This window comes from Flammeovirga sp. SubArs3, from assembly GCF_947387565.1.
Lineage (GTDB): Bacteria > Bacteroidota > Bacteroidia > Cytophagales > Flammeovirgaceae > Flammeovirga > Flammeovirga agarivorans.
Genome location: NZ_CANDOA010000012.1, coordinates 18522 through 33604 on the forward strand (window position 1 = coordinate 18522; position 15083 = coordinate 33604).

The 15083-nt window shown below is 34.2% G+C and carries 10 protein-coding genes; 6 read left to right on the plus strand and 4 right to left on the minus strand.

What is annotated here, in order from left to right; all coding sequences use genetic code 11:
- Positions 1 to 63: 63 nt before the first annotated feature.
- Complete coding sequence (locus QL232_RS23710) at positions 64 to 1383, minus strand: MFS transporter (protein WP_281616045.1); 1320 nt, start codon at positions 1381 to 1383, stop codon at positions 64 to 66.
- A gap of 188 nt (positions 1384 to 1571) precedes the next feature.
- Between QL232_RS23710 and QL232_RS23715 the strand changes: the two genes are divergently transcribed.
- Both QL232_RS23715 and QL232_RS23720 read left to right on the plus strand, forming a co-directional pair.
- Entirely contained in the window at positions 1572 to 4538 is a 2967-nt protein-coding gene (locus QL232_RS23715) for a two-component regulator propeller domain-containing protein (protein ID WP_281616046.1), read from the plus strand.
- Positions 4539 to 4725: 187 nt separating this feature from the next.
- Positions 4726 to 5346 (plus strand): response regulator transcription factor, encoded by a 621-nt coding sequence (locus QL232_RS23720; protein WP_168881946.1) that lies wholly within the window; start codon positions 4726 to 4728, stop codon positions 5344 to 5346.
- An 83-nt stretch (positions 5347 to 5429) separates the two neighbouring features.
- On the opposite strand, the gene QL232_RS23725 is transcribed toward QL232_RS23720, so the two are convergent.
- The gene (locus QL232_RS23725) at positions 5430 to 5576 is read right to left on the minus strand and encodes a hypothetical protein (protein WP_168881947.1); all 147 of its coding nucleotides are present in this window, start codon (positions 5574 to 5576) and stop codon (positions 5430 to 5432) included.
- A 217-nt stretch (positions 5577 to 5793) separates the two neighbouring features.
- Here QL232_RS23725 and QL232_RS23730 point away from each other — a divergent pair, with 217 nt between their 5' ends.
- From QL232_RS23730 to ppk2, 3 genes are read left to right on the plus strand one after another with little or no spacing between them, the layout of a single operon-like run.
- On the plus strand, positions 5794 to 6306 hold the full coding sequence (locus tag QL232_RS23730) for a GNAT family N-acetyltransferase (RefSeq protein WP_281616047.1): 513 nt from the start codon (positions 5794 to 5796) through the stop codon (positions 6304 to 6306).
- A gap of 29 nt (positions 6307 to 6335) precedes the next feature.
- Complete coding sequence (locus QL232_RS23735; RefSeq protein WP_281616048.1) at positions 6336 to 6983, plus strand: ribonuclease H family protein; 648 nt, start codon at positions 6336 to 6338, stop codon at positions 6981 to 6983.
- Positions 6984 to 7014: 31 nt separating this feature from the next.
- Positions 7015 to 7815 (plus strand): polyphosphate kinase 2, encoded by an 801-nt coding sequence (ppk2, locus tag QL232_RS23740; protein ID WP_281616049.1) that lies wholly within the window; start codon positions 7015 to 7017, stop codon positions 7813 to 7815.
- 417 nt (positions 7816 to 8232) lie between these two features.
- On the opposite strand, the gene QL232_RS23745 is transcribed toward ppk2, so the two are convergent.
- Entirely contained in the window at positions 8233 to 9498 is a 1266-nt protein-coding gene (locus QL232_RS23745; protein WP_281616050.1) for a tol-pal system protein YbgF, read from the minus strand.
- A gap of 105 nt (positions 9499 to 9603) precedes the next feature.
- A complete protein-coding gene (locus tag QL232_RS23750; RefSeq protein WP_281616051.1) occupies positions 9604 to 12645 on the minus strand; it encodes a PD-(D/E)XK nuclease family protein in 3042 nt (1013 codons plus the stop codon).
- 706 nt (positions 12646 to 13351) lie between these two features.
- Between QL232_RS23750 and glgP the strand changes: the two genes are divergently transcribed.
- The gene (glgP, locus tag QL232_RS23755) at positions 13352 to 15010 is read left to right on the plus strand and encodes an alpha-glucan family phosphorylase (RefSeq protein ID WP_168881958.1); all 1659 of its coding nucleotides are present in this window, start codon (positions 13352 to 13354) and stop codon (positions 15008 to 15010) included.
- The last annotated feature ends 73 nt before the right edge of the window (positions 15011 to 15083 follow it).

The following is a 15083-nucleotide window of genomic DNA, read 5'->3' on the forward strand; positions in this document are numbered from 1 at the left end:
CTTTATTGAATAAAAAAGGGAGCTTAATGTTAATCAATTAAGCTCCCTTTTTCTAATTTATTCTTAGTGATGTCCACCACCTGATGGAGCCGAATTACTATTCCCAACAGGCCCATTATCTTTTACAAAGAACCATAATACAGCTGAAATCGCTAATGAAATGGACGCAATGTAGAACATCAACGTTTTATCTTCTGCTTCTGCTAAGATACCACCAATGAAAGCTGAAACGGCTAATTGTGGTAATACTACAGATAAGTTAAAGATACCCATAAAGAAGCCCATTTTTGCTTTTGCTACTTTTTCTGACATAATCGCAAATGGAAGAGATACTGTTGCTGCCCAACCAATACCTAGAATAACCATCATCCCATAAATCATATATTCTGATGTACCCCCTAGGAAAATCATCCCTGCATATCCAACAGCCATAATAGCAATACAAATAGCATGGGTTTTCACTCGACCTATTTTATGTGTAATAGGCTCTAAAATGAAGGCCGGTAGAACTGCTGCAACAGCATTAAAGATTAGAAAAGACCAGTTAATTACAGAGCCAACTTCTTTACTACTAAAATCCGGGTATTCTTGTTGTACATAAGCAAACATAAATACAAACATCGTTTGAATCCCTACCCAAGTAGGTGCATGAGCCAGTAATACCTTTACAAAACCTGTAATATCTGTTTCTTTTCTTCCTCCTTCTTCGTTGTTTTCTTCACCTTGACTTAACTCTTCTGGTTCTTCAATGAAGAATACCGGAATCACAGAAAAGACGAAGACTAAAATAACACCTACATAGATCAATTCAATGTTGCCTAATACAGAACCAATGAAATATGCTAATACACCAAAAGTACCTGAGATCGTTTGCATCCAAGTATACCCTTTTGTTACTGTATCATCTGTTGTTACATCAGCTATTATTGATCTTGTCGGGTTAAAGCTAATATTTATAGATAGATCTAAAATTAGTGCTACTGCAATAGCTACATAAATAGACGCTGGTACTTGTCCTTCTCCAAGCTCACTGGCAGCTTTTGTTGGTTCAAAACCCAAAGCATCTGAAATTACATGGATATTGGGCAATGCTAATAGCATTAAAGCAGTTAATACACCCCCAATTAATATAAATGGTCTTCGTCGACCGCCTAGAAACCACACTTTATCTGAAGCCAAACCAGCTAAAGGCTGACCAATAATACCTGCAATTGGACCCGCTGCCCATACAATACCTACTTCATGAATATCAAAACCATATTTAGTATTTAAAATCCAGCTTAATGCGGCTATTTGAATGGATAAAGCAAAACCCATCGCGGTTGATGGTAAACTTAAAATTACAAAGAATGAAGATTTTAATTTTTTCTGTATTTCTAGCATATCATTTAATTATTTATAGGCATTAAAGTTCTGTTGTTTATTTCATTTTCATTTCTCAAACAAATATATGTAGTCAAAGCACTGAAATAAGTGATATTTAGCATATAATAGGATATAAATTGATAATTTTAAATAACAACGGGTTGCATAAAACGTTTTAAAAAAAATATTTTTTATTTTAGGTAGATATGCCAGTGAAATTCAAATATTGCTTTCTACATATCGTATTTTTTATATCTCTTTGGTGTAATGCACAAGATGCTTTCATACACCATTGGACTACAAAAGACGGATTACCACACAACTTCATTTATCATCTAAAAGAAGATAACAATGTGCTATGGATTGGTACGGATGATGGGTTAAGTATATTTAATGGTCATTCGTTTAAAACTTACAGTACTAAGGATGGTCTTAAGTCCCCTTATGTTATTGGGTTTAATAGAAATTATAGTGACTCACTTTTCTTATTTACCTGGAAAGGCGGTATCCATGTATTTAACACTGAACAAGATTCTATACATACCTATCCATATCTACAACATAAAGCAGCCAATAAACTTCATAAAGGAATTGTATTATCAGATGACGTTTATGGGTGGCAATGGAGCTACATTTATCATTTCAATACCAATACAAAAAAAGGATATAAACTATCACCCTATTCTAAACAAGAAAATGGAAAAAAGGAATTATTCTTTTCAGTTAATAAACCCGTACCCCATTATATTATAAAGAAAACAACGTTAGTTCCTATTAATCTTGTTCGATTCCAAAATAAAATATTGGTCATGGGATATGATACACAAGGCTTAAAAGTATTGGACGGTAATAAAGTAACTGACGACTTCTTTGAAAATGCTTTAGGTGATATAGTATTATCCTGTGCTAACCAAGCCAAAGATGGAGGCTTGATAGTTGGTACAATGGGGAAGATCATCAAACTCTCACCAAGAGGCATTATACAAGACACGTTCGATTTCGATCCTGCCTTTTATGCTAGTGATGTCTATGAATTATCTACTGGTGATATGGTCGCATCCATTAATAAGACCATGGATCATCAGAAAAATATTTTGATCAAAAAGAAGAGTAAAAAAATTATTGAACTAGAAAAATTGGTCAAAAGTAAATCTTCAAGTTCTTCATTATTAGTTGATAAAAAAGATCGTATTTGGGTTTCTACACAAGGTGATGGTCTGTTTCTTATACATAACACCGAATGTAGATACATTGGTATTGAAGACCTTTCTATACCTCACATTCTTTCTATCAATGAGCAAAATGACTCTACCATCTTATTCTCTACTACCAACCAAGTTTATGAATACAACACTAACGAAGAAGAACTTAAAATAAAATATCCTGCTAAAAGAGCCATAGTCAATATTTTTGAAGATAAATCTATTGCATTTACCTCGAATAAAGGGTCTATATTTGAAAGTGGAGATTCTATCGATATTCAGTATTCTAAATATGTAGGAAGAAATTATGGAGGCCGTTGGTTTATAGAAGAAGATACTTTAAAGGTATTTGATCAAAAAAATAAGATCATCAAAGCTTTCCATAAATTTCCTGAAGGTAAAATTACACAGCCCAAGATATCACAAGCTATCATTAGTGATTCTTCATTATGGATCGCCACAAAGGGAGCTTTAAGTTATTATGATTATTCCCCCAATTATAAGCTGACTTCTGTAAATGTTTGGATTGAGCAATTAGAAAGTGGAGAACGTATCAATGATATTCTCTTAGACCCACAAGATACTTTGCTGTGGGTGGCTACCAATTATAGTCTTTATACATTAGATGCTAATCGCCCTAAAGAAGCTCTACTACAGAAAATTTCTTCTATGGAAAATACAAACTGTACCAAGCTGTACAAAGATCACTTTGGGCAGCTTTGGGTAGGAACTTCAAATGGCCTATGTGTATTAAGAAACGGAAATTTAAAGAGACGATATAACAAGTCGTCAGGTCTTATTAGTAATTACATTACTGAAATATTTGAGTCATCTGATCATAACCTTTGGATTGGTACACACCAAGGAATTATGTCGATGCCTAACAACAAGATTGCTCTGCCTATTGCTCCTCCAACGGTACATTGGAAAGACAAAGTTTATAAATCACACAGTAAATATAGTACTATACAACTGCCTCTAGTTGCCAATTCATTAAGTGAAATGGAGTCTATTCGATTGCAATATAAAATTGGAAAAGCAGGCGACTGGATCAACTTTACATATACCGACAGATTAAATATTACCAATAAGTCTCCCGGAGAGTATCCCCTTTTCTTAAGAGGTAAAACGATTGGTTCAGAATGGAGTAAACCTTCTAAAAGTGCACTAATCATTAATGGTTATTTCTGGGAAAGTAACATTTTTAAGGTGAGTATAATTCTGATCTTACTGAGCGGTATTATTTACTATTCTAACATTAAGATTAAAGAAGAAAAACTCAAATCTGATAAGCTGAAAGAAATTATTCGCTCAAGGGCGGAAACTCAGAAGAAGTTAGCAAGGATCAGGAAGGAAATTGCACAAGACTTCCACGATGAGATGGGTAATAAACTCGCTAGTATCACAGTGCTTGCCGATTTAGCATCTATGAAACTAAAAGGAAAAGATGCTGATACAGAAAAAATCCTTCTTAGAATTGAAGGACAATCCAAGTCATTGTATAATGGAACACGAGATTTCATCTGGTCGATTGATGCGAAAAATGACGAGCTAGGAATGATCTACGATTACATTAAAGATTTTGGTGAAGAGTTTTTTGATGAGTTAGAAATTCGATATCATTCTAAAAAGAATATTTCACATAACACCGAACAACTTACTCTCCCCCATTCTTGGAGTTTACAATTGGTCTTGATTTTTAAAGAAGCCATGACCAACATCGCCAAATATGCACAAGCAAAACATGTGTATTTATCCATTATTGAGAGTGATGATGATATGATAAGAATTGAAGTAAAAGATGATGGATTAGGTTTCGACATTCCCGATAAAAGCAAAGGAAATGGCCTAAAAAACATGAAATCTAGAGCTAAAAAAATAACTGGAAGTAGTTTTGATATTGAGAGTGAGGAGGGTAAAGGCACTTCAGTTTTTATCACTTTTTCAAGGAAGTTCGGTAATTACGAATAAAAACTACCCGAAAGGGTAGTACGGAGTATTGCATATTCAAGTACCTTTGAAATAATGAATCGTTAAGCAGTACAAATCCGGACTATAACCCTCAACTGAGTTGGGGAACTCATTCTTATTGTTGAAATTCAAAAAAGAGGTGACATCTATAATTGTTTCACCTCTTTTTTTTTATTACTATAGGGATATGAAAAAGATTATCATCGTAGAAGACAATAAAGATGTTCAAGAAGCATTTCAATTGCTAATAGAAACAAAAACGTCTAACTACCAAGTTATCAAAGCCTATGATACTTGTGAAGATGCAATTGAAAACCTTGAAACTGATTTACCCGACATCGTATTAATGGATATTGATTTACCCGGAATGAATGGAATTGAGGGAACTAGACATATTCGTCAAAATTTACCTCGAACAGACATCTTAATTATTTCGGTACATGAAAATAGTCAATATGTATTTGATGCTTTGTGTGCAGGTGCCACAGGTTACATCACTAAAAACAGTAATCATACACAGCTGTTAAGAGCATTAGATGAAGTTTCTGCAGGCGGTGCTCCCATGAGTACACATATTGCCAAACTAGTAGTTAAATCATTTAGAAGAGAAAGTGAGTCTCCACTAACAAGTAGGGAAACAGATGTTCTTAACCTTTTAGCAGAAGGTAAAAGTTATATGGATATTGCAGATCAAATTTCAGTATCTAAGGACACCGTTAAATTCCACATTAAAAATATATACCTAAAACTGCAAGTATCAAACAAGATCGAAGCAGTTACCAAAGCAAAAAGCGAAGGATTTATTTAGCCCTAAAGAAAAGTATAAGCATAAAAAAAAGCAGTTTGAAAAATTAAGTTTTTCAAACTGCTTTTTTAGAATAGAAGCAAAAATTACTTTGCAGCCCACTCAGCTTTTACAGCCTCAACGTCAACTTTCTTGATTACTGGCTTAGCATTCATACGTTGGATAGTATTTACACGCTTAAGAGCAATCGTCTTGTTTCTTCTACTCTTTCTAATAAGTTTTGTATATCCCATGACTATATTTTATTAAATCAATTACAAAGTTTAGATCATAATCCTAAAATTATGAGCGTGCAAATTTAACTTATATCTATCTATTGTTCAAGTCATTTACACAATAGATATCTAAAAAAATCATTTTTTTTAAACAAAAGTGCTTTAATGCTACTGTTTTTCAATATTTTATCGAAAATAAATAATTGTTATTCTTTAATTTTTAACTTTTCAATTGATGACATCAGAGCAAAATAACTTCAAAATTGAAACGGAAAGACTATTACTTACAGAATTCTCCATAGATGACGCACGTCCTTTTTATGATATGAACAATGATACTGAAGTGATGAAGTACACTGGTGATCACCCTTTTATTTCTGTTGATGAGGCTAAAAAGTTTATACTTCAATATACAGCATACAATGAATTTAAAATGGGACGATGGACTGTGAGAAGGAAAAGCGATAATGCTTATCTAGGATGGTGTGGCCTAAAGCTTCACCCTGATACAAAAGAAGTTGATTTAGGTTTTAGGTTGATCAGAAAATATTGGAATAAAGGTTATGCAACCGAAGCAGGGCTTTCTTGCCTTGAATGGGGTAAATCACAGAATATCAATAAAATTATTGCTCGATGTCACCATGAAAATATAGCATCGCAAAAGGTTATTGCTAAACTTGGTTTTCAATTTTTAAAATCCTTCGAAGAAAATCAAAATGAGTGGTATCAATATCAAATTGAATTTTAGTAAATTCATCGCTCAAAAGTAAAAAAACAATGGCAGGAAGTAAGAAACAGAAATATTATGTTGTTTGGTCAGGTGGGACTCCAGGGATTTACTCCTCATGGGCAGACTGTCAAAAACATGTTCAAGGTGTAAAAGGAGCAAAATATAAATCATTTGACTCCAAAGCAGATGCAGAATTGGCCTTTAAGAGCGACCCTGCCAAATATATATTTAAAAAGAAAGATGGAAAAACTGCTCCCAAAGCTTATGATCCATCAGTTGGTCTTCCTATCACTAACAATAGTATAGCGGTAGATGCTGCCTGCAGCGGTGCCAGAGGTCCTATGGAGTATAGAGGCGTATGGATTGAAACAGGACAACAATTGTTTATTAAAGGCCCATATGAAGATGGCACCAATAATATTGGAGAGTTTTTAGGCATCGTACATGCATTGGCCTACCTAAAACAACACGGTTATGATAGTACTATCATTTATACAGATAGTAGAACAGCGATGAAATGGGTAAGAGATAAAAAAATTAAAACTACCCTACCTAAAAATGATAAAAACGCAGTTCTTTTTGAGTATATTGATAGAGCAATAAATTGGCTAGAAAACAATACCTACATGAACCCAATCAGAAAATGGGAAACAAAAGCATGGGGTGAAATTCCTGCCGATTTTGGAAGAAAATAAAGTTCTATCAATCAATTCCTGTTGCCTTACAATGAAAGAAGAAAAATACACCAAAAAAGGAAAACTCGTTAAAAGCTATTACGAAGCTGAGCTTGAACACTTGCAAACTGAACTAGTAAAAATGCAGGAATGGGTAAAGCAAGAAGGATTAAAAGTTGTAGTTATTTTTGAAGGCCGAGATGCTGCTGGTAAGGGTGGCGTTATTAAAAGAATTACAGAAAAACTAAACCCAAGAGTAGCGAAAATTGTTGCCTTAGGTGTACCTACAGAAAAAGAGAAATCTCAGTGGTATTTCCAAAGATATGTACCCCACTTACCTGCTGCTGGTGAAATTGTTTTATTTGATAGAAGTTGGTACAACAGAGCAGGTGTAGAAAGAGTGATGGGGTTTTGTACAGATACCCAATATCAAGAATTTTTAAGAACATGTCCTGAGTTTGAAAAAATGTTGATCCGATCAGGTATTATCCTTATCAAGTATTGGTTCTCAGTTTCAGATGAAGAGCAAGAAAAAAGATTTGCTGAGCGTATTAATTCATCTATCAAACGTTGGAAGTTTAGTGAAATGGATCTTGAGTCTAGAGCAAAATGGATTGAGTATTCAAAAGCAAAAGACGACATGTTTGCCTACACTGATACCAAACAATCTCCATGGTATGTAGTTAAAGCAGATGATAAGAAAAAAGCCAGACTTAATTGTATCACTCACTTCCTATCAAAAGTTCCTTACAAAGAGATCAAGTATAAAAAAATAAAGCTGCCCCCTATTAATAAAGAAGGGTATGTTCGACCACCAATGGATGAACAAACATTTGTATCAGATAAATATTAATATGTCAGTAATAAATCCTGTAAAGTCAAAAGATGATTTTACAGGATTTTTTTCAACTCAAAATTCTATCACTTCACCTAGCGATTCTATCACTTCAGTGAATTTCAAAAAAATACTCCCCTCTATTCAGATACTTTTGAGACGTCATATTGACAGATCAAAAAATATCAATCATGAAAAAAATACTTGGATTACTACTAATGGGAGCATTTATAATAAGATTTCTTTAGAGTTAACCGAAGTTGTATTGTGAATATTCAAAGTATTAAGAGTTTCGAAAATCATTTTGGAGGTAAGTTGGCTGTATTTTTAACGACAAAAGAACAACCCGAAATTATGATAAGCCGATTAAAGGCTAATACATTTTAAAATGTGGATTGATCAATAAAAAAAACAGCTAATTTAAATGATAATAAACTAGCTGTTCCTCCCTTCTTTTTTTCTTTGCTTTCTAAGCTTCTTATACTCTTTCTTAAACTGTTTAGCCTCTGTTTGTAGTTTCTTTCTACCTACGGCATACATTTGTAGTTTAGAATAGTATTCATTGGCCAATTCAAAGTCTCCATCTTTTTTAGCATCTCTTGCTAAAGCTGCCAATGAATAATGATAATAACCCGAGCCATAATCTTTAATGGCCTCAACATACTCAATGGCTTTTCTATAATATTCTGCTGCCGTTTTTCTATCTCCGAGGTAGTCCCTGTAATAAGCACCCAAATAGAAACAAGCATAACGACCACTCATTTCTTCGTAACCCACCTGATGTTGTTCGACTCTCTCCAATAAAGATTTACTCACTTTATACAATTGAGGGTATCTTCCACTGTAGTAAAGTAGCCTAGCATAATACCTTTGGAAATAAGGGTTATTGGGATATTTTTCATGCAAGTATTCTGAAATCTGAATCGCTCGAATCATCTTTCCTCCTTTCGAAGAATGTACTTTCATTAAATAATACATCGCTTCTATTCGGGTATAAAATGCTTCTTTACCACAAGTTTCTAATTGCTCGATACCTAATTCTTTGTCTCCACTATCGAACATCCACATTACTGCTCGAAGCATTTTGTAGTTTTCTTTAATCCACTCTACATAATAATTATAGAGACCATCACCATATAAAAGCTCAGGTGTGAGTTCGGATTTAGGCATAGACTTCAGCTTGTCAAAATAATTCAGTGCCTTACGAACTGAAAACGTTGCCTTAGTCCAATTATGTCTTTCACCATTTAAGCGTCCTTCAAAAGCCCATGTACCTGCAAGGATAAATAAAGCTTCAGGATCATCTTTGTCTTTTTTATACATGATATCAGCATAATAAATAGCTGAATCCATATAAGTAAAAAATGCTTCGTCATAGGCCGTATTCTCAATATTTGGAACAATTTTCCACCATTGAGTCAGTCCTAATAAAAAGTATGGGAGGGGGTGTTCTGGATAATGGCTTTTTAGCCAATGGAATTGTCCTTCTGCAACTTTAAAGTCAAAGTTGTACATAGCATCAATACCCGATGTAATTTCTAATTGCACCGTTAAATTCGTCATTAGCATGTCTACATCTTCCAAAGCAGGTAAACTCGTCTGCGATTTGGCTTCTTGGAAGGAAAAAACACCAAGAAAAGTGATGAGATAGATGACAAAACTATACTTACATTTTAATGTATCGATAGGTATAGAAGACATATTAGGTAGATGGTCACTACAAAGACTTACTCAAGATATATTCTTAAAACAATAATCAAGTAAAATTGCCTCCTCTACCCGTCATATTTTAAGTTTTTTTACAATTCAAATTACATCTTCTATAATAGATGATGTGTCAAGTAGTCTTTTTGTCCAATTTTCAAGGAGCTTCTCTGTTTTAGGTAAAAACTCCATTTCTTCGCCTCCAATAGGTTGTCCTTCCTTACAAACAATCAAACCATCATTGATTTTTCTGAAAAAGTAAAAACCTGATTTTATGGCTAGCGATAGGTCAACTTCTGGAAGCCCATTCTTTACTAAAATACGGTTTGCTGCACCAATTAATTTATGAAAATCCTCATTAGATTTATCAGTCGATGCGGATGTCAACAAATATTGATATAATGAAAGCTGTAAAAACTTACCCTTATGATCGTCCTCCAAAATATCATTCCAATCACTAACGTCCATATCTGATCTTTGATAGCCCCCAGATTTATAATCGACCACTCTTAATTGTCCGTCTATAACATCGATTCTATCTGCCATACCTGAAAGACGAATTTCAATTTCTTCGCCTTCCACATCAACCTTTAAGATATGTGTCACGTATTTTTCTAGCCCTATAATTCCTATAGCTTTTGAGGTCGATTTTTCAATCTCTTCAATTTGCTTTTTAAAATACCTTTGGAGTAAATTCTCTGCTACAGCCTTAAGTAATAAGTTCTGCCCTTTCACCAACTCCACCTTTTCTTCTAAAGCTGCTGCTTGAATTACATTGGGAATAAACTCTTTATCCTTTAATGCTTTATCAAAGTCTTCTTTTCTTAAAACAAAAGGGGTGTTTTCATCTTTATCGTCTAGCCCTGCCATTCTTCTTAATCCCCATTCCAAAGACAAGTGAATTAGATTACCAAAACTACGGTTGTCCAAGTCTTCTTCGATTTCGTCTTCTTCTTTTAGATCAATTACTTTTTCATCGATAAATGTTAGCGGATTTCGAATAAAAGAATTTATGGCAGATGGACTGACACCTCTTTTCAATCGTCGAAGAATCTTTTCTTTCAATACATCGGATTTGACAATTTCTACAGGGGCTCCCATAGTTTTATCTGCTTTTGCCAACATCCATGCGGCAGATGTATCTGAAGTAGTTAGGCGAAATTGAGGATCATCCAACATTTCTTCTTTTACCTGTAATAATAACCTACTCATTTCTCCAATGTCGTTTCCAGCATTGGCATCGAGATAGCTAAACATTAGATTTTCTGAGCGATGGAATAATCGGTAAAAAGTATAAGCAAATGCTGCGTTTTTATCTTGATACGTTGGTAAACCGTATTGTGCTCGAACATCAAATGGGATAATTGCTTCTACAGATTTTTTGGTAGGCAGTATTCCTTCATTACATGATAAAATCAGTACATTTTTGAAATCTAGTGCTCTACTTTCTAGCATACCCATAATTTGTAATGGAGCAATTGGAACCCCTGTAAAAGGTACTTTAGTTCCTCGTAATAACTCCATCAGTAATGTTTTAAAGACAAAAATGGGTAGCTCTTTCTTTTCTGGAAAGAATGCAGGCAACACTCTGTACAAATGCTTAAGGTGATCATACAGAATACTTAACAACTCTTCTTCATAACTAAATGTAGAATCAGAAATCTTGATTGATCGAGAAGGATCTGGAGCTTCTATTTTTAAAACATCCTTAAACATTTCTAATAATGCATTGATCAACTCTTGGAAGTGTTCAATGTAACTGACATAGTCGTTACCCCAATTTTTAAAGACTACTTTAAAAATATCAAGATTACCCGAAGCTTCCACCAAATAATCTAAAGGTACGTTGATATAGTTTTTCTTTGTGATGTCTTCAAGGATGCTACCTGTAATCACGTCAATCTCTCTGTAATTACTATTAAAGAATGGGTGACGGAGTATATTCTGTACATTTTTAAAGTAAGCACAATACTGACCATCTTTAAAAATCACTCTTTCTTTTAACTTAAAAATCTCTGTAATCAAATCAAAGAAAGGAGTTTTTTCATAACTCATACCCATTGTGATGTTAGTAAGTTCTGCTAGCGTTTTACCATTCTCAAACGGTATATCAGGTAGAGATTTTAGCAACGCAGGTAAAACCGTTTCATCAGGTAAAAGAATCGCTGTATGATTTAATGTTGCTACAAACTCTTTTCTTTTATCTGGGGTATCTAATAATGAAGCAAGCCATTCTCCTGCAAATTTCACTTCACCAACAATACTACTCACCGCCTTAAAATTGACCTTCTTTTCATGCGATGAAAATTGATCGACAGCATAATCAGGGTGCTGGGCTGCAAAACCATTAACATACCTTCTTAAATAGTAACCTGCCTCATGTTTCTTATTAGAGTGATGATACCTTTTGTCTGTATCAAAATAGGTTTGGGCCTTCCCTAAATCTGTTAGATACTGAACAATGCTCTGTTCAATACCACTCATTTGAGAAAAACCAGCAAATATTACTTTATCAATTCCTAACTCATTGATTCTCTCTTCTAAGTGGTCATAAGCTTCTCTAAAAAGCATGCCTCCATAGGCAATCCCTTTTGCTGCTAATGACGCTTTAAACTTGGTATAAGAAGAAGACAAATTTTGCCAAAAGGCTAAAAAATCTGTCATCGATGAATTAGAGTTTTTCCAATTCTTTTTAAACGATTCTGCTTCATCTTCTAAAAGTCCCTCTGCCCAATGATCTATCGCTTTTGACTCATTTAAATGTTCAAACATTTTCTGAGCTTCTTCCTCCGTCATGTTATTATCAATCATGTTGAATTCGGAAAGCAATGATTTTCCTAAAGGAGCAAATTTCTCGATTGTGATATCCTTATTTTCTTCTTTATATACTTTATAAAGTTCAAACAGTAAGGTCACATTATCTGCCTTTACCAATTTCGAAAACCTTTCGGCGAAACCTTCCATCGATAAAACAGGAGGAGCTATAGTCACTTTCGTAATTACATTTCCAAAGTACTGCTTAAAATACATTCCAGCTCTTCTAGAAGGTAACACAACAAGGATATTGTTTAGATTTCCCGAGTGATTATCTAGAATCTTTTGAGCAACGGTTTGTAAAAATGGAATTTGATAAGGTTGAGACATATCGATTCGTATGAAGGTCTTTCAATTAAATAATCATCGAAAATACGAACCGGAATTGAAGTTAAAAAAGGAAAGGATTTAAATTTTTGTAACAAATTGTATAAAAAACCAAACTTTAATTAAATATATACGTTCTAAAAATTGTGTTTCTTTAATAATCACTATGACATCTCACTTATCGCATGAACTTAAGCACAATAATAGGTAGCATTATCATTGTTATTGCATCTTTTCTACTTCTTCCAATCTTTAGAATTGTATACTATATAATCAACTACATTTTGAAAATGGTAGCTTGGACGTTTATGACAACACTTGCTTTAATTATTGGGCTAGTTTTTAGAGTGAAATCCTTCTATCAATCCACTTTCAAAAATGAAAAAATCCCAGTATTAATAAAAAGTTCATAAATAGATTGTGAATACATGTCATTTTCCATCTATTTATAAATTTCCAATTAATTAAAATTTGTAATTTTTATCATGTTAATGTTTAAAAATGTAAATTTTTCTAGAAAAAATGTTTGTATTTCAACATTACAACGGTTTCGCAACCGGTTACAGGAAATCTTTCTTTTTTTGGTGACCTACATCATAACATTAGAGAATAAATTTATAAAAATTGCAAGTGCATTAAGAGATGTCAAATCGACAACTCTTAGCAAAATTTGTTTTGTAATATCATAAAATCATCTAATTCAAATAATATGTCACGTTTCGAAGAAAACTTCAAACACCCATATGCATACGATCCAAAGTATAAAAAGCGTGTAGCTTATTTCTGTATGGAGTTTGCCATTGATCAACCTTTTAAAATCTATTCAGGTGGTCTTGGTTTCCTTGCAGGTTCACACATGCGTTCTGCTTTTGAATTAAACCAAAACTTTATCGGAATTGGTATCCTTTGGAAATATGGTTACTACGATCAAGTTCGTAAGGGTAACCAAGAAATGGATGCTCTTTTCCAAGAGAAAATCAACAACTTCTTAGAAGACACAAACATTAAGTTTACTATTCAAGTAAACGGTCACCCAGTTTGGGTTACAGCTAAGTATTTACGTCCAGGCGTATTCAATACTGTGCCGATGTTCTTCTTAACAACTGACCTTCCAGAAAACGATTACTTATCGCAATCAATTTCTCACCGTCTTTATGACGCTGATGCATCTGCGAAAGTAGCTCAATATATGCTTCTTGGTTTAGGTGGTGCTAAATTATTAGATGAGTTAGAGTACAACGCTGAAGTATACCACTTCAACGAGGCTCACGCTCTTCCTGCTGCATTCCACTTAACAAAGAAATTTGATGGTGATATGCAAAAAGTGAAAGACTTATTAGTATTCACTACGCATACTCCAGAAGAAGCGGGTAACGAAAAGCACGATATCCACTTCCTTAATAAATTAGGATACTTCAATGGTATTTCTTTAGATGAAGTAAGACGTATTACTGGCATCGATGGCGATACTTTTGATCACTCATTAGCTTGTCTTCGTCTTGCAAGAGTTGCAAACGGTGTATCAAAACTACACGGTGAGGTATCTAACGATATGTGGAACAAATATGGTAACATTTGCCGTATCACATCTATCACAAACGCTCAAAACCGTACTTACTGGGCTGATGAGCAACTTTATTCTGCACTTCACAAAGAAGATGACGATAAATTAATCGAGCGTAAGCAATACTTAAAATCGAAATTATTCGAAACTGTTGCTGACCAAACTGGTAAATTAATGGACCCTAAGGTCTTAACTATCGTTTGGGCTCGTCGTTTCGCTGCTTATAAGCGTGCTGATTTAATCACTCGTGATAAAGAGCGTTTCAACCGTATCATGAACAACCCTGATCGTCCAGTTCAAATCATTTGGGCAGGTAAGCCTTACCCTATGGACTACGGTGCTGTTTCAGTATTTAACCAATTAGTACACCTTTCTAAGGACTATGGTAACATGGCTGTATTAGTAGGTTACGAATTGAAATTATCTCGTAAGTTAAAGCAAGGTTCTGATGTATGGTTGAACAACCCTCGTGTACCTCGTGAGGCTTCTGGTACTTCGGGTATGACTTCAGCAATGAACGGTGGTATCAACCTTTCTACTGATGATGGTTGGATTCCTGAATTTGCTAACGGTGAGAACTCATTCGTTCTTCCATTAGCTGACTTGAATGCACCTGTTCACGAACAAGACGAACAAGATTTAAATAGCTTATTAGATATCTTAGAGAATGAAATCATTCCTATGTATTATGATGAGCCAGAAAAGTGGAACGAGCGCGTGAAAAACTCTATGCGTGATGTTCTTCCTTACTTCGACGCTAACCGTATGGCGTTACAGTACTATGAAAAACTATACAATGAGTAAGATTTATTAGTTTTTTAAGCTAAAATCGTACAATTTGTTATTAATATTAAGCGAGTCTATTTTATTAGGCTCG

Excerpts from the sequence above, each read along its gene's own strand:
- QL232_RS23710 (WP_281616045.1), bottom strand. The coding sequence starts at position 1,383 with ATGCTAGAAATACAGAAAAAATTAAAATCTTCATTCTTTGTAATTTTA.
- QL232_RS23715 (WP_281616046.1), top strand. The coding sequence starts at position 1,572 with ATGCCAGTGAAATTCAAATATTGCTTTCTACATATCGTATTTTTTATA.
- QL232_RS23720 (WP_168881946.1), top strand. The coding sequence starts at position 4,726 with ATGAAAAAGATTATCATCGTAGAAGACAATAAAGATGTTCAAGAAGCA.
- QL232_RS23725 (WP_168881947.1), bottom strand. The coding sequence starts at position 5,576 with ATGGGATATACAAAACTTATTAGAAAGAGTAGAAGAAACAAGACGATT.
- QL232_RS23730 (WP_281616047.1), top strand. The coding sequence starts at position 5,794 with ATGACATCAGAGCAAAATAACTTCAAAATTGAAACGGAAAGACTATTA.
- QL232_RS23735 (WP_281616048.1), top strand. The coding sequence starts at position 6,336 with ATGGCAGGAAGTAAGAAACAGAAATATTATGTTGTTTGGTCAGGTGGG.
- ppk2 (WP_281616049.1), top strand. The coding sequence starts at position 7,015 with ATGAAAGAAGAAAAATACACCAAAAAAGGAAAACTCGTTAAAAGCTAT.
- QL232_RS23745 (WP_281616050.1), bottom strand. The coding sequence starts at position 9,498 with ATGTCTTCTATACCTATCGATACATTAAAATGTAAGTATAGTTTTGTC.
- QL232_RS23750 (WP_281616051.1), bottom strand. The coding sequence starts at position 12,645 with ATGTCTCAACCTTATCAAATTCCATTTTTACAAACCGTTGCTCAAAAG.
- glgP (WP_168881958.1), top strand. The coding sequence starts at position 13,352 with ATGTCACGTTTCGAAGAAAACTTCAAACACCCATATGCATACGATCCA.